Annotated in this window: 18 protein-coding genes and 1 pseudogene; 11 read left to right on the top strand and 8 right to left on the bottom strand. The window is 71.7% G+C overall.

Annotated features, from left to right (window positions below; genetic code table 11):
* The 3 genes from E1182_RS19220 to hppD form a co-directional block, all read right to left on the bottom strand.
* Nucleotides 1-949, bottom strand: a 949-nt coding sequence (locus E1182_RS19220) for an RDD family protein (RefSeq protein WP_132267226.1), incomplete at its 3' end; no start/stop codon positions are given.
* Nucleotides 946-1,650, bottom strand: a complete 705-nt coding sequence (locus E1182_RS19215; protein ID WP_132267224.1) for an RDD family protein — start codon at nucleotides 1,648-1,650, stop codon at nucleotides 946-948. The genes E1182_RS19220 and E1182_RS19215, both read right to left, overlap by 4 nt.
* An 11-nt stretch (nucleotides 1,651-1,661) precedes the next feature.
* Nucleotides 1,662-2,861 carry a 4-hydroxyphenylpyruvate dioxygenase gene (gene hppD, locus E1182_RS19210; protein WP_132267222.1) on the bottom strand — a complete coding sequence of 400 codons (1,200 nt, stop codon included), beginning with the start codon at nucleotides 2,859-2,861 and terminating at the stop codon, nucleotides 1,662-1,664.
* Between the two features lie 140 nt (nucleotides 2,862-3,001).
* On the opposite strand from hppD, the gene E1182_RS19205 reads away from it, so the two are divergent.
* The 3 genes from E1182_RS19205 to E1182_RS19195 all read left to right on the top strand — a co-directional run bounded on the left by E1182_RS19205 (nucleotide 3,002) and on the right by E1182_RS19195 (nucleotide 6,752).
* Nucleotides 3,002-3,490 carry an Lrp/AsnC family transcriptional regulator gene (locus E1182_RS19205; protein WP_132267220.1) on the top strand — a complete coding sequence of 163 codons (489 nt, stop codon included), beginning with the start codon at nucleotides 3,002-3,004 and terminating at the stop codon, nucleotides 3,488-3,490.
* Between the two features lie 77 nt (nucleotides 3,491-3,567).
* Nucleotides 3,568-4,995, top strand: a complete 1,428-nt coding sequence (locus E1182_RS19200) for a PQQ-binding-like beta-propeller repeat protein (RefSeq protein ID WP_243706307.1) — start codon at nucleotides 3,568-3,570, stop codon at nucleotides 4,993-4,995.
* Between the two features lie 89 nt (nucleotides 4,996-5,084).
* The gene (locus tag E1182_RS19195; protein ID WP_132267218.1) at nucleotides 5,085-6,752 is read left to right on the top strand and encodes a fumarate hydratase; all 1,668 of its coding nucleotides are present in this window, start codon (nucleotides 5,085-5,087) and stop codon (nucleotides 6,750-6,752) included.
* 98 nt (nucleotides 6,753-6,850) lie between these two features.
* On the opposite strand, the gene E1182_RS19190 is transcribed toward E1182_RS19195, so the two are convergent.
* Nucleotides 6,851-7,729 carry an alpha/beta fold hydrolase gene (locus E1182_RS19190; RefSeq protein WP_132267216.1) on the bottom strand — a complete coding sequence of 293 codons (879 nt, stop codon included), beginning with the start codon at nucleotides 7,727-7,729 and terminating at the stop codon, nucleotides 6,851-6,853.
* A 412-nt stretch (nucleotides 7,730-8,141) separates the two neighbouring features.
* Here E1182_RS19190 and E1182_RS19185 point away from each other — a divergent pair, with 412 nt between their 5' ends.
* The 3 genes and pseudogenes from E1182_RS19185 (at nucleotide 8,142) to E1182_RS19175 (ending at nucleotide 10,532) form a co-directional block, all read left to right on the top strand.
* A complete protein-coding gene (locus E1182_RS19185; RefSeq protein WP_207914066.1) occupies nucleotides 8,142-9,551 on the top strand; it encodes a class II fumarate hydratase in 1,410 nt (469 codons plus the stop codon).
* Nucleotides 9,552-10,160: 609 nt separating this feature from the next.
* Nucleotides 10,161-10,305, top strand: a pseudogene (locus E1182_RS19180) (multiprotein-bridging factor 1 family protein); the annotation flags it as partial.
* Nucleotides 10,306-10,349: 44 nt separating this feature from the next.
* Nucleotides 10,350-10,532, top strand: coding sequence for a DUF397 domain-containing protein (locus tag E1182_RS19175; protein ID WP_132267212.1), 183 nt, complete (start codon nucleotides 10,350-10,352; stop codon nucleotides 10,530-10,532).
* Nucleotides 10,533-10,653: 121 nt separating this feature from the next.
* Here E1182_RS19175 and E1182_RS19170 read toward each other — a convergent pair whose 3' ends face one another.
* Nucleotides 10,654-11,316: an HAD family hydrolase gene (locus tag E1182_RS19170; protein ID WP_165942664.1), complete on the bottom strand. Its 663-nt coding sequence runs from the start codon at nucleotides 11,314-11,316 to the stop codon at nucleotides 10,654-10,656.
* Nucleotides 11,317-11,378: 62 nt separating this feature from the next.
* Between E1182_RS19170 and E1182_RS19165 the strand changes: the two genes are divergently transcribed.
* On the top strand, nucleotides 11,379-11,951 hold the full coding sequence (locus E1182_RS19165) for a GNAT family N-acetyltransferase (RefSeq protein ID WP_132267207.1): 573 nt from the start codon (nucleotides 11,379-11,381) through the stop codon (nucleotides 11,949-11,951).
* Here the strand turns inward: E1182_RS19165 and E1182_RS19160 are convergent.
* Complete coding sequence (locus E1182_RS19160) at nucleotides 11,911-12,456, bottom strand: CGNR zinc finger domain-containing protein (protein WP_132267205.1); 546 nt, start codon at nucleotides 12,454-12,456, stop codon at nucleotides 11,911-11,913. The two genes, E1182_RS19165 and E1182_RS19160, sit on opposite strands and share 41 nt — an antisense overlap.
* Nucleotides 12,457-12,537: 81 nt before the next feature.
* Here E1182_RS19160 and E1182_RS19155 point away from each other — a divergent pair, with 81 nt between their 5' ends.
* Both E1182_RS19155 and E1182_RS19150 read left to right on the top strand, forming a co-directional pair.
* Nucleotides 12,538-13,497 (top strand): DMT family transporter, encoded by a 960-nt coding sequence (locus E1182_RS19155; RefSeq protein WP_132267203.1) that lies wholly within the window; start codon nucleotides 12,538-12,540, stop codon nucleotides 13,495-13,497.
* Between the two features lie 174 nt (nucleotides 13,498-13,671).
* A complete protein-coding gene (locus E1182_RS19150; protein WP_165942663.1) occupies nucleotides 13,672-15,378 on the top strand; it encodes a S8 family serine peptidase in 1,707 nt (568 codons plus the stop codon).
* A 143-nt stretch (nucleotides 15,379-15,521) separates the two neighbouring features.
* Here the strand turns inward: E1182_RS19150 and E1182_RS19145 are convergent, their stop codons facing one another.
* Nucleotides 15,522-16,475 carry an endonuclease domain-containing protein gene (locus E1182_RS19145; protein WP_132267198.1) on the bottom strand — a complete coding sequence of 318 codons (954 nt, stop codon included), beginning with the start codon at nucleotides 16,473-16,475 and terminating at the stop codon, nucleotides 15,522-15,524.
* 224 nt (nucleotides 16,476-16,699) lie between these two features.
* The gene (locus tag E1182_RS19140; RefSeq protein WP_371687570.1) at nucleotides 16,700-17,374 is read right to left on the bottom strand and encodes an IclR family transcriptional regulator; all 675 of its coding nucleotides are present in this window, start codon (nucleotides 17,372-17,374) and stop codon (nucleotides 16,700-16,702) included.
* A 78-nt stretch (nucleotides 17,375-17,452) separates the two neighbouring features.
* Here E1182_RS19140 and cysS point away from each other — a divergent pair, with 78 nt between their 5' ends.
* Together cysS and rlmB are read left to right on the top strand one after the other, a co-directional pair.
* Entirely contained in the window at nucleotides 17,453-18,868 is a 1,416-nt protein-coding gene (cysS, locus tag E1182_RS19135; RefSeq protein WP_132267194.1) for a cysteine--tRNA ligase, read from the top strand.
* The gene (gene rlmB, locus E1182_RS19130; RefSeq protein ID WP_132267192.1) at nucleotides 18,868-19,986 is read left to right on the top strand and encodes a 23S rRNA (guanosine(2251)-2'-O)-methyltransferase RlmB; all 1,119 of its coding nucleotides are present in this window, start codon (nucleotides 18,868-18,870) and stop codon (nucleotides 19,984-19,986) included. The genes cysS and rlmB overlap by 1 nt, the downstream gene beginning before the upstream one ends.
* Nucleotides 19,987-19,998 lie beyond the last annotated feature (12 nt).

The following is a 19,998-nucleotide window of genomic DNA, read 5'->3' as shown; positions in this document are numbered from 1 at the left end:
GGGCGGCAGGGGTGGGCTCAGCTCGCGGCAGCCGTACCACCACGGTCCGGGCGCGCTTGTCGTGCAGCGCCTGCCGGAGCGGGTGGTCGAAGAGCGCGGAGACGGCGTCGACGAACTGGAGCACCAGGCCGAAGCAGAGGCAGTACCAGAGCAGGGTGGGCAGGCCGAGGGTGCTCCACCGGCGGGCGGCCCGGCCGAAGCCGAGCGGCTGGTCCGCCTCGACCGGTACGGCCCGCACCCGCGCCAGCCGCTTGCCGACGGTCTGCCCACCGGCGGCCATCGCCGGCACCTCGTAGGCGAACCAGAGCGCGGTGGTGATCAGCAGGATGGCCAGCAGCAGCCCGTCGGCCTGCTGACCGACCGTCGGCAGCCCTTCCCGGGAGGTGTCGCCGGCCATCGCCCGCCGCAACGCCTCGCTGAGGTAGGGCGAGACCTCCTGCACGTAACGCCAGATGAACCAGCCGTTCACGGCGAGGCTGAGCAGGAACAGGATGCCGAAGTCAATCAGGCGGGCGACCAGCCGAGCCCCGTACGAGGCCAGCGGAAACCCGTGCGGACGCGGCAGCGGTGGGCGGCCCGGCCAGGTCGGGTACGGCCAGCCGGGCGGCGGCCCCTGGGGGTGCCCGGGGCCGGCGGCCGGCGGCCACCCGCCGGGCTGTTGTCCCGGAACCGGCCGCCAGCCCCCGGCGGGAGGCTGTCCCGGAGCCGGCGACCAGCCGGCGGGAGGCTGGATGTTCGACGGCCCGCCGGCGGGCGGCTGGCCCGGGGCGTGTTGCGGCGGCGCCCCGGTGGTCGGGGCCGGCTCGGGGGTGGGCTCCTCCTCCGGCGGCGGACCCTCCGGCGGGGTGACGTCGAGCGGAATCGGCCGCCCGACCCAGCCCTCACCGTCCCACCACCGTCGGGTGGTCGGCTCGGCGGGGTCGACGTACCAGCCTGGCTGCACACTCACGGAGCAACCTTAACGACGACCGTACGGGCGAACTTGTCGTGGAGGCACTGCTGCCAGGGCTTGTCCCAGAGCTGCCAGAGCCCGTCGAGGTAGCTGAACCCCGGAATGAGCCCGCCGCCCTGCTGGGCCAGCCAGCGTTTCGCCAGCATCCCCCGACTGAGCGGGGCGGCCGGATCGACCGGCACGATCTTGAGCTTCAGCACCCGCTTGCCGACGGTCTGCCCGGTCCTGCGCACGAACTCGACCTGGTAGACGTAGGACAACGCGAAGATCACCACGAGCAGCCCGGCCTCCAGCGCCAGCAGCGGCAGCAGAACGTCGGTGACCGGGTTCGCCACGGGCGTGCCGTCCGGGGCGGTGACGGTCAGCTCGGGCGTGATCACCGCGACGAACACCACGATCGCGGGGATGGCGAGGACGGTGGCGACCCCACCCAGGATCACCGAGTCGAGGAGGAAGGCCAACAGCCGGTCACCGAAGCTTGCCAGCGGCTGCCCGTTCGGAGCCAGCGCCGGACGCGGCGGCCCCGTGTACCCGGGCGGGGGACCGGCGTACCCGGGCGGCAGGGCCCAGCCCGGCGGGGCGTACTGGGGTGGGACCGCGTACCCCTGGGGGGTCGGACCGGTGGGCGGCGCGAAGCCGCCGGCGGCGGGCGGCTGCCCGCCGGCCGGCGGCGTCGGGTACGTCGGAGGCTGGGTCACGCTCGACAGTGTTACAGGTTGCCGCGCTTCTCCTGTTCCCGCTCGATGGCCTCGAACAGCGCCTTGAAGTTGCCCTTGCCGAAACCGAGCGAGCCGTGCCGCTCGATGAGCTCGAAGAAGACGGTCGGGCGGTCCTGCACCGGCTTGGTGAAGATCTGGAGCAGGTAGCCGTCCTCGTCCCGGTCGACGAGAATCCGGCGGGCCTTCAGCTCCTCGATCGGCACCCGCACCTTGCCGATGCGGGCGCGCAGCTCGGGATCGTCGTAGTACGAGTCCGGGGTGTGCAGGAAGTCCACACCGGCCGCTCGCATGGCGTCGACGCTGGCCAGGATGTCGTTGGTGGCCACCGCGATGTGCTGCGCGCCCGGCCCCTGGTAGTACTCCAGGTACTCGTCGATCTGCGACTTCTTACGGGCGATCGCCGGCTCGTTGAGCGGGAACTTCACCTTGCGGGTTCCGTTGGCGACCACCTTGCTCATCAGCGCGGAGTAGTCGGTGGCGATGTCGTCGCCGATGAACTCGGCCATGTTGGTGAAGCCCATGACCCGCCGGTAGAAGTCCACCCACTCGTCCATCCGGCCCAGTTCGACGTTGCCGACCACGTGGTCGACCGCCTGGAAGAACCGCTTCGGCTGGAGTCCGGCGTCGATCATCGGCTGCCGGTCCACGATCGGCGCGCGGGCCACGAAGCCGGGCAGGAACGGGCCGGTGTAGCGGGACCGGTCGACCAGGGTGTGCCGGGTGTCGCCGTACGCGGCGATGGCGGCCAGCCGGACGGTGCCGTGCTCGTCGGCGACGTCGTGCGGCTCGACGAGGCCGGTCGCGCCCTGCCCGACGGCGTGCGCGTACGCGGCGTCCACGTCCGGCACCTCCAGCGCGATGTCGCTGACCCCGTCGCTGTGCCGGGCCACGTGGTCGGCGCCCTCGGCGTGCGGGCGGACCGCGCCGGTCAGCACGAACCGGGCCGATCCGCTGGTCAGCACGTACTGGGCGTGGTCCCGGTAACCCTGTTCCGGCCCCCGGTACGCCACGCAGGTCATGCCGAACGCCGTGGAGTAGTAGTGCGCGGCCTGCTTGGCGTTGCCGACCAGGAAGTGCACGTGGTCGAGGCCCCTGACCGGGAACGGGTCGTGGCTGATGTCGTGGTCGACGGCGCCGACGAGCTGGTCGATGTCGACGTCGTCGGTCGGACGGTCGATCGCCTGCGTCATGGTGGTCTCCCTCGCGTACCGGCCGGCCTCGTGGGCCGCCGTTCCTGCGCTCTTGCGGGGGACTATCACCGCCCCGCCCGGACTGGGCAACTGTCACCGATTTCGCTGGTCAGTCTGCACATTCGGTAGAGTGCCGGCGCATGAACGGTGGACAACATGCACAGCTCGACGAGCTCGATGCCAGGTTGATCCAGTTGCTCACCGAGGAGCCGCGGATCGGGGTGTTGGAGTGTTCCCGCCGCCTCGGGGTGGCCCGGGGCACCGCCCAGGCCCGGCTGGACCGGCTCGTCGCGCGGGGGGTGATCGGCGGTTTCGGGCCGGAGGTCTCCCCGGCGGCGATCGGCTTCGCGGTGACCAGCTTCGTCACCCTGGAGATCAGCCAACGGCACGGGCACGACCCGGTCACCGCCCACCTGGCCGCCATCCCCGAGGTGCTGGAGGCGCACACCATCACCGGCTCCAGTGACCTGCTCTGCCGGATCGTGGCGCGCTCCAACGCCGACCTGCAACGGGTGATCGACCAGATCGTCTCGTGCGAGGGCATCCGCCGCGCCTCCACCATCATCGCCCTGGCCGAGCAGATCCCCTACCGGACCCTCCCGCTGGTCCACTCCGCCGTCCGGCGCTGAGGCCCGCGCGAAGAAAGGGCGGCGACACTCCGACCGACAAGGCCGGGGATGCGGCGAGCATCGCTACCGTGTGCGGTGTGTCGAAGCTCGGCGTGCGTGGGTGGCTGCTGCTCGGGCTCGTCGTCGTGGTCGTCCTCGCCGCCACGGGTGTCTGGAACCCGTTCCCCGCCGTGTGGGACTGGGTCGGCAGCCGCAAGCCGATCTCCGAGCCGGACGTGGTCTGGCAGCAGCGTGTCGGCGGCACGCCGAAGAGCGTCACCATCGCCGGGGACACGGTGGTGGTCGAGCAGCGGACCCGGGTGGAGGCGCGCAACCTCACCACCGGGACGCAGCTGTGGGAACGCAAGGCCGACTGGGCGGCGGTGGCCGGTGGCGACCGGGACGCGGTCGTCGCCGTGGGCAAGCTCCTGGTCAAGGGGTACGAGCTGCTCGACCCCGCGACCGGGGTGGTGCGCCGGCGCGACGACGACGCGGTGGCCGTCTGGACGTACCGGAACATGCTGCTCGACGCGCGATGCGTCGAGGCGACCGACTGCACCCTATCCGCCTGGGATCCGCGCGGCACCGCGCCCCGCTGGACGGCGTTCCTGCCCGGGGTGAGCAGCGGCCTCTTCGCCGACAACCCGAACCTGCTGGGCACCCGGCGCTTCACCACGCCCCGCGTCGAGGCCGGGGTGGCCGGCCCCGAGCCCGCGCCCCCGCTGCTCGGCTTCCCGGTGGACGGTCGGGTACACGTGGTGGACACCGCCGGCGGGCGGGTGGTGCAGAACCTCGAACCCGGCCGGGACGAGCGGCTGGCGGTGATCGGCGGCCGGTTACTCCGGATCACCGCCGTGTCTCGCGACGGCTCCTGCCAGTACACCGTCTCCGCCCGCGACACGGCCACCGGCGAGGAGGTGTGGCGGCGCGCGGGAGTGAACGTGCGGACCGCGGACAGCGCCGGCTGCGTCCAGCGCCAGGACCCGCAGGGCGCCCGGAACGTGCTGACCGGCATCGCCCCCGACGGCCGGGAGGTGGTCCTCGACGGATACGACGGCCGGCTGCTGCTGGCCACCGCCGAGGGCGAACGGCTGCTCGCCGTCGACGACCGGTACGCGCTGGTCCGCGCCGCCGACAAGCGGTCGGTCGTCGGCCGCCAACTCGGCGCGGCGAAGGCGCGGTGGACCCGGCCCGCGAGTGACCGGGCCGGTGGCGCTCTCACCCCGTACGCGGCGGTGCTCACCGGGGAGAAACCGAACCGGCTGATCGCGCTCGACCCGCGGACCGGCCGTGAGCTGGTGGTGTTGCGCAGCAGTGCGAACGCGCTCGCGGTCGGGCCGGGCGGGATGGTCATCGGCGAGGGCCGGGAGATCGGCTACGTCCGGTTCGGCACCGGCGCCGGTGGGCCGCCCGCTCCCCGCCCCGACGGGGCGGACGAGGCCGACGCTCCCGCGCCCGGCGGTGACCAGATCCCAGGCCCGCGGGACAGTTGCGGGCCGAAACGGGAACTCTGCGCCGACGGTTGAGCGTGCCCCGCCCGGCCGGTGGACACGGACTCCCACGACCCACCCGGCGGGTGTCACCGATCGACCGGTCTGCCCTAGGCTTTCCCGTCATGAGCAGTGCCGCCGCGTTCTCGTACGCCCCCTTGCTGCCGACCGGCCCCGACCAGACGGAGTACCGGCTGGTCACCGACGAGGGCGTCGACGTCGTCAACGGCCCCGGGGGCCGCCGGTTTCTGACCGTGGAGCCGGCCGCGCTGACCGCGCTGACCGCCGAGGCGATGCACGACATCGCCCACTTCCTGCGTCCCGCGCACCTGGCCCAGCTGCGGTCGATCATCGACGACCCGGCCGCCTCGCCGAACGACCGGTTCGTCGCCCTGGACCTGCTGCGCAACGCCAACATCGCCGCCGGTGGCGTGCTGCCGATGTGCCAGGACACCGGCACGGCCATCGTGATGGGCAAGCGCGGCCGGCACGTGCTCACCGACGGCGGCGACGCCGAGGCGATCTCGCGCGGCGTGTGGCAGGCGTACACCCGGCTCAACCTGCGCTACTCGCAGCTCGCCCCGCTGACCATGTGGGAGGAGCGCAACACCGGCAGCAACCTGCCGGCCCAGGTGGAGCTGTACGCCGAGGACCCGGACGGTCACCCGGACGCGTACAAGTTCCTGTTCATGGCCAAGGGTGGGGGCTCGGCCAACAAGTCGTACCTCTACCAGGAGACCAAGGCGCTGCTGAACCCGACCCGGATGATGCAGTTCCTGGAGGAAAAGCTGCGGCTCATCGGCACTTCGGCCTGCCCGCCGTACCACCTGGCCGTCGTCATCGGTGGCACCTCCGCCGAGTACGCCCTGAAGACCGCGAAGTACGCCTCCGCCAAGTACCTGGACACCCTGCCCACCTCCGGTTCGATGACCGCCCACGGCTTCCGTGACCTGGAGCTGGAGGCGGAGGTGCTGGAGCTGACCCGCAACTTCGGCATCGGCGCGCAGTTCGGCGGCCGGTACTTCTGTCACGACGTGCGGGTGGTCCGGCTGCCCCGGCACGGCGCGTCCTGCCCGGTGGCGATCGCCGTCTCCTGCTCCGCCGACCGGCAGGCGGTTGCCAAGATCACACCGTCGGGGGTCTGGCTGGAGCGACTGGAGACCGACCCGGCGCGCTACCTGCCCGACGTCACCGACGAGACGCTGGACGCCGCCGAGGTGGTCCGGGTCGACCTGAACCGGCCGATGGACGAGATCCGCGCCGAGCTGTCGAAGTACCCGGTGAAGACCCGGCTGTCGCTGACCGGCCCGCTGGTCGTCGCCCGGGACATCGCGCACGCGAAGATCGCCGAGCGGCTGGATGCCGGCGAGCCGATGCCGCAGTACCTACGTGACCACGCCGTCTACTACGCCGGCCCGGCGAAGACCCCGGAGGGATACGCCTCCGGCTCGTTCGGCCCGACCACCGCCGGGCGGATGGACGCGTACGTGGAGAAGTTCCAGGCGTCCGGCGGGTCGCTGGTGATGCTGGCCAAGGGCAACCGCTCCGCCCAGGTGACCCGCTCCTGTCAGCAGCACGGAGGCTTCTACCTCGGCTCGATCGGTGGCCCCGCCGCCCGGCTGGCGCAGGACTGCATCCGCCACGTCGAGGTGCTCGAATACCCGGAGCTGGGCATGGAGGCGGTCTGGAAGATCGAGGTGGAGGACTTCCCCGCCTTCATCGTGGTCGACGACAAGGGCAACGACTTCTTCGCCGAGGTCACCAAGCCGGTGCTCACCGTCGGCCGGCGGTAGGACGTCGGCCGGCTCCCCGGAACGGTAGGCGACCAGGGCGGCGGCAACCGGGCGCAGCCGTCGCCGGTCGACAGGACACGGCGTTCCGCTCCGGTCCGTTATTCCTGGTCTGCGTCGGTCAGGAACCGCTGGATGGTCTCGGCGTACCCGGTGGGAATGTGGCCCGTGTCGGGCAGCAGGGTGACGGCAGCGTCGGGACACAGGTGACGCAGCCGGCGGGCGGTGTGGTGGGTGTCCAGAATCCGATCCTTCGCTCCAGCAATGACCAGCATCGGCGCATCAAGGTGGCGCAGTTGCTCATCGGTGAAGACCGGCAGCCGCTCGCGTCGCATCCGGTAGTTCATCAGAATGAGCAGCAGGTAGTCGGCGAAGTCTCGGTGAAGGGCCGCCTCGGCCCCCGACACCTTCGACGCGGAGGCGGGACCGAGCACGAAGCGGTAAGCCGCACGCTGACCCCTCTTACCGAAGGGCACGAGGAGGAGCGAGGCGATGAGCGCGCCGTGCTTCTGACGCCCGATCCCAGCGGGCACGAGCAGCGCGAGCCGCGCAACCCGCTCCGGTCGACGTATGGCGAAGTCGAGCGCCAGCCACCCGCCCAGCGACGCGCCCACGAACGCCGTCCGCGTGATCCCAAGCCCGTCAAGCACGTCATCGAGCCACTCGGCGTATGCATCCGACTCCAGCGACGGCCGAGATGGCGCGCTGAGACCGGGCTCGCCGATCACATCGACGGCGTACACCCGATGCGACTGGGCCCAATCCGCGACATCGCTCAACCAGGCCGCCGAATTGAACCCGCCACCGTGCAGCAGCACCACCGGCGGGGCGTCGGGCGGGCCGCAGGAAACGACGAAGGTGTCACCCTGGCGGGTGGACAGCAACGACTCCGTCGATGGCACGGGCCAGGCGTGCAGGAATGCTCGGTAACGCTCCTCCACCGCACGGCGTCCGTTCTCGGAGCGGTAGATCGAGCTCATGACGTCGGCTTCGTGAACGACCCGATGGGGCTGACCAGGTTCCCACCTGGTCGGCCCCGCCGGGGACGACACGCTACACGGCCCGCCCCTGCTGGTGTGCCGAACAGGGAGGTCCCCTCGTTAGCGGAGTCGACCGCCTCTACCCTCATAGTTACCTATCATGCCCAATGCCCTCCAGAACGGCAAGGCATGTAGGCTGATAGGGAAGTTTGCGGAACAAGAAGGCGGCCAGCCGCAGGGCGCGCCTTCGGGGGACCTGCGGGCGTCGGATCTTGACGCATCCTTGGGGTGGCGGGCTGGATGTCGCCGGGATTCTCCTGGTGGATGGCGGATCGGAGTCGGGTGCCCGCTCTGCCTACCGCCCATCCGCTTTCTGGCGGCTTCTGAGCGGGTAGCTCCGGGGCGCGGCAGGATGGTACGCGTGACGACTCCAGAGGCAACGGGTTACCGGATCGAACGCGACTCGATGGGTGAGGTGGAGGTGCCCGCCGAGGCGCTGTGGCGGGCGCAGACCCAGCGCGCGGTGCAGAACTTCCCGATCTCGGGTCGGGGCATCGAACCGGCGCAGATCAAGGCGCTGGCCCAGATCAAGGGCGCGGCGGCGCAGGTGAACGGGGAACTGGGCGTAATCGACGCGGACGTCGCCGCCGCGATCGCCGCCGCCGCCGCGCACGTGGCCGACGGCGGCTACGACGACCAGTTCCCGGTCGACGTCTTCCAGACCGGGTCCGGCACCTCGTCCAACATGAACACCAACGAGGTGATCGCCACCCTTGCCAGCCGGGAGTTGGGCCGGGAGGTGCACCCGAACGACGACGTGAACGCCTCCCAGTCCAGCAACGACGTCTTCCCGTCCTCGATCCACCTGGCCGCCACCCAGTTCGTGGTGGAGGATCTGATCCCCTCGCTGAAGCATCTGGCCGGGGCGCTGGAGGAGAAGGCGGCCGAGTTCGAGACGGTGGTCAAGGCCGGGCGTACCCACCTGATGGACGCCACCCCGGTCACCCTCGGTCAGGAGTTCGGCGGCTACGCGGCCCAGATCCGGTACGGCGTCCAGCGGTTGGAGTCGGCGCTGCCCCGGCTGGCCGAGCTGCCGCTCGGTGGCACGGCCGTGGGCACCGGCATCAACACCCCGTTCGGGTTCGCCGCCCGGGTCATCGAGAAGCTGCGCGAGTCCACCGGGCTGCCGTTGACCGAGGCCCGCAACCACTTCGAGGCGCAGGGCGCGCGGGACGCGCTGGTGGAGACCTCCGGTCAACTGCGCACCATCGCGGTGGGGTTGTACAAGATGGCCAACGACATCCGCTGGATGGGTTCCGGCCCCCGTGCCGGCCTGCGTGAGCTGCGTATCCCGGACCTCCAGCCCGGCTCGTCGATCATGCCGGGCAAGGTGAACCCGGTGGTCGCCGAGGCGATGCGTCAGGTCTGCGCGCAGGTGATCGGCAACGACGCCACGGTGGCGTTCGCCGGCTCGCAGGGCGACTTCGAGCTGAATGTCATGCTTCCGGTGATGGGCCGCAACCTGCTGGAGTCGATCAAGCTGCTCGCCGCGTCCAGCCGGATCTTCGCCGACCGGCTGGTGGTCGGCCTGGTCGCGGACGCCGACGTCTGCCTGGCGTACGCCGAGGGCTCGCCGTCCATCGTCACCCCGCTCAACCGTCACCTTGGGTACGACGAGGCCGCCTCGATCGCCAAGGAGGCGCTGGCCAAGCAGGTCTCGATCCGCGAGGTGGTGATCTCCCGGGGCCACGTCGACTCCGGAAAGCTCACCGAGGAGCAGCTCGATGAGGCCCTCGACCTGCTCCGCATGACCCACCCCTGACCGGCGACGTACCCGCCCTGGGGCCGCCGCTCGCAAGTCAGATGGGGCGTAACGGCAGGTGCGGCCGGGGCTCCGTGCTCACCAGCGGCCGCCGTTGGCCCGCCACCTCTGGGCCGGCGTGAGCCAGCCGGCCCGCACGAGCACCATAGGCGGAAGGCGCGCCAGGTGCGGCGGTGCCGGGGCGCGAGTGGCACCGGTCGGGGGCGGTTCTGCCCGAAGGGTGCGGCCGACAGGAGGCGCCGGTTGCGGGCCAGGCTGGGGCCGAGGCGGCGAAGGCGTCCGACCAGCGTTGGTGTGGGCCGATCGGTAGGTCGGGACAGGGCAGGCGGGCGTCGTCGGATGAGCCGGGGCATCGGGCCGTCTCCTGGAAAGCTGAATCGGTTACGTCATCGCCCCCGGTTGGTGGGACCGCCGGCCGGGGGAGCGGGCGGTCCCACCGCGACACCAACGGCCGGAGGGTGGGCCGGGGGTTGTTGCACTGCACAGTCTGGTGACGACACCACGACGGTGGGAAGGGTTCGCGCTGGCTGCCCGAGACGCCCTGCGTTCCGGGTCGCCGGATCGGCGCGGCGGTGAATACACCAACCGGACGCTGGAGGACGGCTGGAGATGACGGACGGGCGGATGACAGCGGCGGCCTTCCCTGGTAGCCGAGCTGCGGCGGGCACGGACCCGGCGCGGGTTGAGTCAGGAGGAACTGGCCAAGGCCGTCAACTACTCGGCGTCGATGGTGAGCGCGGTCGGGTTGGGCCAGCAGCAGCAGGAGTCCGTCGAGTTGCTGAGGGAGGTTGCCGAGTCATGGAGTTGACCGGCGCCGTGTGGCGGAAGAACAGCCGCAGCGACCAAACGACTCAGTGTGTCGAGGTGGCGACCAATGTGCCGGGGATGGTCGGGGTGCGGGACAGCAAGGATCCGGCCGGGCCGGTGCTCACCTTCGACCCGTACGCCTGGCGTGCCTTTGTGGCCGCGCCGCCGCGCTGACGCGCCGGGCCGGTCTCTCGCGGACCTCTCCGCCTGAACCTGCTCGCGGCGGTGCCGGCCGGCGCGCCGCCTGTGCTGGCCCATGTTCCGGCAGTGCGACGCCGGTGGCTAGGGGTGCCGGTCAGCGGAGGATCGTGGTCAGGCCGGTCAGGTCGGTGATCTCGTGGGTGACCGGGGCATCCGCCGGGGCCGGCATTCCGTGCCGGTTGACCCACACCGCGCGAATGCCCGCCTCGTGCGCCCCGGCGACGTCGGTGCGCAGCGAGTCGCCGACGTGCAGCACCTCGTCGGCGGCCAGCCCCAGCGCGGCGAGCGCCCGCCGGAACATGGCACCATCCGGTTTGTACGCCCCGACATCCTCACTGGTCACGACAGCGGTGAAGGCCAGGTCGTGGTGAGCGACGACCGCCGCCAGGTCGGCCCGGTCGGCGTCGGAGAGCACACAGACGGGCAGCCGGAGGCCGGTGAGAAACTTCCGGGTGCCCGGCCGCAGCGGAGGCAGCCCCCAGTTGGCGTGGTGGGCCGCGTAGAGCGCCGCCGCGTCGCCGGGGCAACCGACCTCGGCCATCACCCGGGCCAGGCTCTCGGGTGCGCTGTCGCGCAGCAGCCGGAACGGCGGGCCCTCCGCGACCGTGGCGAACTCCCGCATCCATGCCGCCGCGACAGCCTCGGGGGTGACCGGTGTCGTGGCGTCGGTCGCCACCCGGGCGGCGATCGCGGCCACGACCGCGTCGTCGTCCTCCACGACGGTGCCGTAGAAGTCGAGCAACAGACCCCTGACCACGGCCTTAGCGTAGACGGGATAACCCGTCGACCGGCCGGCCGGCTGCCGCCATGATTCGGAGCATGAGCACAGAGGTGCTGCTGGAGACGGAGCGGCTGCGGCTGCGCCGGTTCACCGCCGACGACGTGGACAACCTGGTCGGGTTGGACGCCGACCCGGAGGTCATGCGCTTCCTGACCGGCGGTGTGCCGACCCCGCGCGAAGCCGTGCGCGACGAGCACCTGCCGCGCATCCTCGCCCGGTACGACCACACTCCGGGGCTGGGCCGGTGGGCGGCGGAGGGCCGGTCGACCGGTGGGTTCCTGGGCTGGTTCGCGCTCGACCCGTCCGACGACGGCGCCGAGGGGGAGTTGGGTTACCGGCTGCGCCGCGAGGCATGGGGGCGGGGCCTGGCCACCGAGGGCTCCCGGGCTCTGCTCCGGCACGCCTTCGAGACGGTGGGTGTACGTCGGGTGTGGGCGCAGACCATGGCGGTCAACGCCCGCTCCCGGGCGGTGATGGCGAAGACCGGCCTGCGCTACCTACGCACCTTCCACCTGCACTTCGCCGACCCGATCCCGGGCACCGAACACGGTGAGGTGGAATACGAACTGCTCAGGAGCGAGTGGCCGCCTTCCGCGCCCGGTACGCGGTGACCGCCGCACGATTGCCGCAGCCGGCCTCACAGAACCGGCGGGAACGGTTCTTCGACAGGTCGATCAGCACGTTGTCGCAGTCGGCGTGAGCGCAGATCCCGAGTCGGGCCAGTTCGTCGCCGCGTACCAGATCGGCGATCGCCATCGCCGCCTCGACCGCCATCCGGGTGACCAGTGGCGCGTCGCGGGGCACCGCGTGCATGTGGTACGGCTCGTCGTCGTGCCGGATGAGCTGGGGCAGCGCATGGGATTCCCGAAGCAGCCCGTTGACGATGGCGACGACCTCGTCGACGTCGGCGTACCAGATCCGGCGTAGCCGGGGTCGCAGCGCGCGGACCGCGTCGAGTTCGGCCTTGGTGCGTTCGTGCCGGCCGGTCCAGCCGTATCTCAGGAGGAACCGGTCGAGGGCGGCGATGTCCGGCAGCCCTTCGCCGTCCCGACCGTCGGTGTTGACCAGCGCGGTGGCGGCGACCAGCCCACACTCGGTGTCATGAGCGAAAAGCAACTTGACTCCTGTCTCGGCGGTCCGTTAGCGTCACTGGCATAAGAATACTTTGATCGTGACGGCGTCTGGTGGGAAGAATCGATGCAGCAACGAACCGCTGGTGCCGGGCTCGGGCTGGCTCTCCTGTCGGCCGTCACCTTCGCCACCTCGGGCACCTTCGCCCGCTCGCTGATCGAAGCCGGGTGGTCCGCCGAGGCAGTGGTGATCGCCCGGGTCGGCATCGCCGCCCTGGTGCTCGCCGTGCCGGCCGTGCTGGCGCTGCGTGGCAGGGGCCACGTACTGCGCCGCACCCTCAACCAGGTGGGTGTATTCGGGCTGCTCGGCGTCGCCACCGCGCAGGCATGCTTCTTCAACGCCGTGCGGTACCTGCCGGTCGGCGTCGCCCTGCTGCTGGAATACCTCGGCATCGTCCTCGTCGTGGCCTGGATGTGGCTGGTGCACCGGCAGCGACCCCGGCGACTCACGGTGGTCGGTTCGGTCGCGGCGTTGGGCGGGCTCGCCTTCGTCCTCGACCTGACCGGCGCCGGTCGCCTCGACCCGGTCGGCGTGCTCTGGGGCCTCGGCGCGGCGGTCGGCCTGGCCGCGTACTTCGTGCTCGCCGCCCAGGTCGACGACGAACTGCCCTCGGTCACCATGGCCAGCCTCGGCATGGCGGTCGGAGCGACCGCGTTGGCGCTGCTCGGCCTGGTCGGGATACTGCCGCTGCGGGCCACCTTCGGGTCGGTCGACTTCGCGGGGCGGCACACCAGCTGGCTCGTCCCGATCGCCGGACTGTCGTTGATCGCGGCGGTGGTCGCGTACCTCGCCGGGATCGCCGCGACGCGGATCCTCGGTGCGCGCCTGTCGTCGTTCGTCGGACTGACCGAGGTGATGTTCGCGGTGCTCATCGCCTGGCTGGTGCTGGGTGAGCTGCCGACCGTGGTGCAGTTCCTCGGTGGCGCACTGATCGTCGCCGGGGTGGCCCTGGTCCGCCTGGACGAACTGCGCGGCGTCCCCGCCGAACGGGCCGAGGAACGGACGGACGCGCCGGCGCTGACGTGACACCACGCCCGCCCGTAGGGCCGATCCGAAGCCGAGGTGTGCACCTTGGCCGCGTTGTCCGCCGCCCTGCGCGCGGTAAGTGTCAATAAGGCTCTATTCCGGATCGTCCCCTGGCGAAACCGCGTCCGGTGAGGTCTGATGCTGCCACGTCCCTCAACGAGAGGATCTGATGTGGTGAGCAAGCGCTTCACCGCCGGAGCCGTCGCGACCGCGGCGGCTCTGGCACTGACGTTGACTGGCCTGTCGGCCCCGGCGAACGCCGGAGCGACCAGCAACCGGACGTTCACCGTGGTCGCCGAGGACGGTGTCTCCGCCGACGCCGCCGTCGCCGCCATCCGGGCGGCCGGCGGGACCGTGGTGTCCCGCACCGACGACGTCGGCCTTTTCCAGGTCACCAGCGATCGGGCTGACTTCGCCAGCCGCGCCCGGGCAACCGACGCGCTGGTCGGCGCCGCCGAACAGAAGGCCATCGGACGCAAGCCGAAGCTGGACCGGGTCGAGCGGGAACACCTGCTCACCCAGGCCACGAGCGCGGCCCGGGCCAAGAGCGCGGCCATGGCCACCAAGGGTAAGAGCAGCAAGCTCGACCCGATGGACGACAAGCTCTGGGGTCTGGGCATGATCCGGGCCGACAAGGCCCGCAAGGTCGAGCCCGGGGACAGGCGGGTGACTGTCGCCATCCTCGACACCGGCGTCGACGCCAGCCAGCCGGATCTCGCGCCGAACTTCAACTGGTCACTGTCGCGCAACTTCGCCCCCGACATGGTCGACATCGACGGCCCGTGTGAGGTGCCGAGCTGCCTCGACCCGGCCGGTACCGACGACGGTGGGCACGGCACCCACGTGGCCGGCACCATCGGTGCCGCCGCCAACGGCTTCGGCCTCTCCGGCGTCGCCCCGAACGTGTCGCTGGTCGACCTCAAGGGCGGGCAGGACTCCGGGTACTTCTTCCTCAATCCCGTGGTCAACGCACTCGTGTACGCGGGCAAGGCCGGCATCGACGTGGTCAACATGTCGTTCTACGTCGACCCGTGGCTGTACAACTGCACCGCCAACCCGGCCGACTCGCCCGAGTCGCAGGCCGAGCAGCGGGCCACCATCAAGGCCATGAAGCGGGCCTTGAACTTCGCTCACCGCAAGGGCGTCACCCTGGTCGGCTCGCTCGGCAACAACCACGAGGACCTCGGGGCTCCCCGGACCGACGTCTCCAGCCCGGACTACGGCGCCGACCCGTACCCGCGACCGATCGACAACGAGAGCTGCTGGGACTTCCCGGTCGAGGGCCCGCACGTCATCGGCGTCTCCGCCGTCGGTCCGTCGGGCAAGAAGGCCGACTACTCCAACTACGGCACCGAGCAGATCTCGGTCGCCGCGCCCGGCGGCTGGTTCCGGGACGGGTACGGCACCGACACCTACCGCACCGACGCCAACATGATCCTCTCGACGTACCCGAAGAAGGTGCTGCAGGAGGAGGGTTCGGTCGACGAGAACGGCAACGTCGTCCCTGGCTTCGAGGAGTCGGTCTTCACACAGTGCACGGCGAAGGGCGAGTGCGGGTACTACACCTACCTGCAGGGCACCTCGATGGCATCGCCGCACGTCAGCGGCGTGGCCGGCCTGATCATCAGCAAGCACGGCAAGAAGCAGGATCGCAACGGCTTCGGGCTGGCGCCGAACCTGGTGGAGCAGCACCTCTACCGGACCGCCGCCGAGCACGCCTGCCCCGAACCGCGCCTGCAGAGCTACGCCAACGAGGGCCGGTCGGCCGAGTTCGACGCGTACTGCGCCGGCTCGCTGAACTTCAACGGCTTCTACGGGTACGGCATCATCGACGCGTACGCGGCGGTGACCAGCCCACTCAAGCCGCACATCCGCCCGTAACCCGCACCGGGAGGGCTGGCCGAGCCGACCCGCTCGGGCCGGCCCTCGTCCGGCCGGCCCGGGCCAGGCCTGACCAACTTCGATCGCGCCGACTTGCGGTGTCCGGGCCGCGGACAGGCCGTTGTGCCGCGGGTCGGGACGAGTCATCGACGCCAGCCCCGCTCGGACAGGGCGGCGGCGACCTCGCGGACGACTGCGGGAAAGTCGTCACGGAGGCGGCGAGCGGTCACGTGCAGGACGAGCCACCCCGAGCCGACGAGCTGGTTGAGGTGTTGGCGGTCGCGATGCAACTGCTCCGCGCTGGCGTGCCACCCGCCGTCGTATTCCACCGCCACGCGGAACTCCGGCCAGGCCAGGTCGGGATGCAGGACCAGCCCGGACGGCAGCCGGACCGGGTGTTGGGTGACCGGCTGGGGCAGACCGGCCAACACCAGGCGTGCCCGTAGGTGCGACTCCGGCGGGGACTGCGCACCGGGGTCGGCCAGGTCGAAGACCCGTTGCGCCCGACGTCCACCCGGTCGGGCGGCCAACCGCCCGGCGACCCCGGCCAGATCCGCCCGGGTGGTGAGCCCTTGGCGGAGCAGCGCGTCGACGATTCCGACCGCGCGTACCGGCTCTAGCCAGGCCGCCGACTCCCAGGCGGTGAACGCCGGAGTGCTGCGCGGCGGTGAACTGGCGGGCGTGGGAGTGCCGCGCCGCGGCGACCCGGCAGGCGCGAGCCCGACGGGGGCCTCGTCGGCGTGGGAACGCGGGTGTAGGGTCGTGTGCACCTGGATACCGCGACGGGTACGCAGACCGGTGCCGACCGGGGCCAGCACGTGGACGTCGTCCGGGAATCCGGCAGCGTGCTGCACGCCGTGCAGGTACGCCGCCGAGGGTCCGGCGAGCAGCACTCCCTCGGGCAGCCGCAGCCCCACCGCACGGCAGGCCAGACCGTGGTCGCGGTCGAGCCGGGCGTCGGCGTAGACGTCGTGGCGGAGCTGAACCCAGGCGGAGCTACGAAGCTGGTGGACGGTCAGGAGGCCGCGCCGGACCGCGTCCGAGCCACGGAAGACCTGCCACGCGAGGACGGTCGGCCGGTGAGCGAGTGGGGGCATGTCGACCAGCCTGGCCGTCGGCGGTGAGCCGGCACCACCCCTGTGGACAACCCTGCGATGCGCACGGTGTCCCGCCTGTGGACAGCGTGTTGCCCACCCCCGACATGTGCTATGGCGGCGTCCCCTCAGGGACTACACCAGTCGGCGGCCCGGCCGGGGGCTGATCGACTCAACTTGCGTCAGGTTGGGGTATCAGAACGACTGATCAACGTCGTCTGCGGCGGTCAGGAGAGGGCGGTGGCGATGGTGGTGGCGGCAGCGGTGACCTGCGGGCCGACGGTGGCGATGTCGAGCGGGGCCAGCGCGACCACGCCGACGCTCGCCTCCAGCCCGGGTACCCCGAGCACCGGGGCGGCCACCCCGTACGCCCCGGACTGGAGTTCCCCGGTGGTGCTCACCGGGCGGGCGTCGCCGGATCGTCCGGCGAGGATGGCCCGTCCGGCGGCCCCCCGCGCCAACGGGTGCCGCGTCCCCGTCCGGTACCCGACGTGGAACTGTGTCCAGCTCGGCTCGACCACGGCCAGCGCCACCCCCTCACCGCCCTCGACCACGGTGAGGTGCGCGGTGGCACCGACCTGTTCGGCCAGCCGGCGCAGCGCGGGCAGCGCACCCTCGGCGAGCAGCGGCTGGGCACGGCGGGCCAGGTGCAGCACGCCGGCACCGAGACGCAGCCGGCCCTCGTCGTCCCGGCGTACCATGCCGTGCCCGGACAGCGCCCCCACCAGCCGGTAGACGGCCGCGCGGCCGATGCCCAGCCGCTGTGCCGCCTCGGTGACGGTCAACCCGGCGCGGGTGTCGGCGACCAGGTGCAGCAGGCGCAGCCCTCGATCGAGGGTCTGCGCCGTCTCGGCGCCGGGTCGCGCCCCGCCCGCCGGCCCTGCCGTCTCCACAGCACGCAGCGTACGACCCGGCTCGGCATCCGACGTACGACCCGGCTCCGGACGATCCCGGGAAGCGGGGAGGGCTACCCTGATACGGTGACGCTACGCCTGTATGACACCGCCACCCGATCGGTGCGGGACTTCGTCCCGCGGGAAGCCGGCAAGGTGGGGGTCTACCTGTGTGGTCTCACCCTCCAGGCACCGCCGCACATCGGCCATCTTCGCTCCGGCGTCAACTACGACGTGTTGCGCCGCTGGCTGCTCGCCGCCGGTCACCAGGTGCGGTTCATCCGCAACCTCACCGACATCGACGACAAGCTCCTGGTCAAGGCGCAGGAGCAGGGCCGGCCGTTCTGGTCCATCGCCTACGCCAACGAGCTGCTGCTCGCCGAGTCGTACCGGGCGCTGAACGTGCTGCCGCCGACGTACGAGCCGCGCGCCACCGGGCACATCCCGGAGATGCACGAGCTGATCGCCCGGCTGATCGCCGACGGGCACGCCTACCCGGCCACCGACGGCTCCGGTGACGTCTACTTCGACGTCTGCTCCTGGCCGGCGTACGGCGCGCTGTCCGGGCAGTCGCCCGACGACATGCAGTCCGCCGGGGATGCCCCCGACCGGGGTAAACGCGACCCACGTGACTTCGCGCTCTGGAAGGGCGTCAAGCCGGACGAGCCGGTCGACGCCTACTGGCCGTCGCCGTGGGGTCGGGGCCGTCCCGGCTGGCACATCGAGTGCTCGGCGATGTGCTGGCGTTACCTGGGGCCGGAGTTCGACATCCACGGCGGCGGGCTCGACCTGATCTTCCCGCACCACGAGAACGAGATCGCCCAGTCGCAGGCCGCCGGCCTGCCGTTCGCCCGGTACTGGGTGCACCACGGACTGCTCAGCATCGGCGGCGCGAAGATGGGCAAGTCGCTGGGTAACGCCCTCGACCTGACGTACGTGGCCTCGCTCGGGGTGCGCCCGGTGGAGCTGCGCTACTACTACGCCGCCGCGCACTACCGCTCCCGGATCGACTACTCGGAGGATGCGCTGCGCGAGGCGGCGGTGGCGTACCGGCGTATCGAGGGCTTCGTGCAGCGGGCCGTCGAGCGGGTCGGCGCGGGGCTGCCCGGTGAGCTGCCGGCCGGGTTCGTCGCGGCGATGGACGACGACCTCAACACCTCCGCCGCCCTGGCCGTGCTGCACGAGACCGTGCGGGACGGCAACACGGCGCTGACCGCCGGCGACGATGTGACCGTCCGCACCACCCTCGCCGCAGCCCGGGCCATGCTGGATATCCTCGGCGTTGACCCGCTCGACCCGGCCTGGACGGGCGGCGACCGCGTGGACGACCTGCGTGGCGTGGTGGACTCCCTGATCGCGCTGGCGCTGGAGCAGCGCGCGCAGGCTCGCGGCCGCAAGGACTGGGCCGCCGCGGACGCCGTACGCGACCAGCTCAAGCAGGCCGGTGTGGTGGTGGAGGACACCCCGCAGGGCCCCCGTTGGACTATTGGAGAGCAGGACTGATGGCCGGCAACTCGCAGCGCCGTGGCCGGCGACTGACGCCGAAGGCAGGTGCCCCGAAGGGCTCCGGCGGCAAGAACAAGGACGCCCTTGCGGGCCGGGGGCGTACCCTGCCCGCCGACGAACGACCCTGGCACAAGGCGTACTCGGGCACCGAGAAGTTGCCCCAGCGCACCGCCTGGAAGCAGGACAAGGAACGGCGCGCGGCGGTCGAGGAGGGGCGTGCCCCCAAGGTCGGCCAGCCGGGCAGCAAGGACACCACCTGGGGCAGGGGCACCCGTGCCGGTGCCCCGTTCAAGGGCGGCAAGGGTGGCAGGCCCACCGGCCGCACCGGCCCTCGGGTCGCGCCGGGCCGCAAGTCCAACCCGGCCAAGGACAGCCCCGAACTGCTGGTCGGCCGGAACCCGGTGCTGGAGTCGCTGCGCGCCCAGGTGCCGGCGACCGCGCTGTACACCGCGCAGGGCATCGACATCGACGACCGGGTCAACGAGATCGTCCGGACCGCCGCCGACCGGGGCATCGCCATTCTGGAGATCAGCCGGGCCGAGCTGGACCGGATGACCGGGGGGGTGCTGCACCAGGGCGTCGGCCTGCAGGTGCCGCCCTTCGCGTACCAGCCGTTCGAGGACCTGGTCGCCGCCGCGCTGGAACAACCCGCCCCGTTGCTGGTCGCGCTGGACGGGGTCACCGACCCGCGCAACCTGGGCGCGGTGATCCGGTCCGCCGCGGCGTTCGGCGCGCAGGGGGTTTTCGTACCGGAGCGGCGGGCCGCCGGGATCACCGCGACCGCCTGGCGCACCAGCGCCGGCGCGGCGGCGCGGGTGCCGGTCGCCCAGGTGACCAACCTGACCCGGTCGCTGAAGGCATGCCAGGACGCCGGCTTCATCGTGGTGGGCCTGGACGCCGACGGCGAAACCGACCTGTACGACCTGGAGGCCGCGGTCGGCCCGCTGGTGGTCGTGGTCGGCTCCGAGGGGCGCGGAATGTCCCGCCTGGTCGGGGAGCGATGCGACCTGACGGTGCGCATCCCGATGGTCTCCGACGTCGAGTCGCTCAACGCCAGCGTCGCCGCCGCGGTGACCCTGGCCGAGGTGGCCCGCCGCCGCGCCGCCGAGAGCTGAGCAGGTACGCGG

The sequence above is a fragment of the Micromonospora sp. KC721 genome, from assembly GCF_004348355.1.
Taxonomy (GTDB): domain Bacteria; phylum Actinomycetota; class Actinomycetes; order Mycobacteriales; family Micromonosporaceae; genus Micromonospora.
Note: the sequence above shows the minus strand (reverse complement) of the source record. Positions and strands in the feature narration are given on the sequence as shown.

Bases quoted from the DNA above. Each gene is read 5' to 3' on its own strand.
- hppD (WP_132267222.1), bottom strand. From the start codon at position 2,861: ATGACGCAGGCGATCGACCGTCCGACCGACGACGTCGACATCGACCAG.
- E1182_RS19205 (WP_132267220.1), top strand. From the start codon at position 3,002: ATGAACGGTGGACAACATGCACAGCTCGACGAGCTCGATGCCAGGTTG.
- E1182_RS19195 (WP_132267218.1), top strand. From the start codon at position 5,085: ATGAGCAGTGCCGCCGCGTTCTCGTACGCCCCCTTGCTGCCGACCGGC.
- E1182_RS19190 (WP_132267216.1), bottom strand. From the start codon at position 7,729: ATGAGCTCGATCTACCGCTCCGAGAACGGACGCCGTGCGGTGGAGGAG.
- E1182_RS19185 (WP_207914066.1), top strand. From the start codon at position 8,142: ATGGTACGCGTGACGACTCCAGAGGCAACGGGTTACCGGATCGAACGC.
- E1182_RS19175 (WP_132267212.1), top strand. From the start codon at position 10,350: ATGGAGTTGACCGGCGCCGTGTGGCGGAAGAACAGCCGCAGCGACCAA.
- E1182_RS19165 (WP_132267207.1), top strand. From the start codon at position 11,379: ATGAGCACAGAGGTGCTGCTGGAGACGGAGCGGCTGCGGCTGCGCCGG.
- E1182_RS19155 (WP_132267203.1), top strand. From the start codon at position 12,538: ATGCAGCAACGAACCGCTGGTGCCGGGCTCGGGCTGGCTCTCCTGTCG.
- E1182_RS19145 (WP_132267198.1), bottom strand. From the start codon at position 16,475: ATGCCCCCACTCGCTCACCGGCCGACCGTCCTCGCGTGGCAGGTCTTC.
- rlmB (WP_132267192.1), top strand. From the start codon at position 18,868: ATGGCCGGCAACTCGCAGCGCCGTGGCCGGCGACTGACGCCGAAGGCA.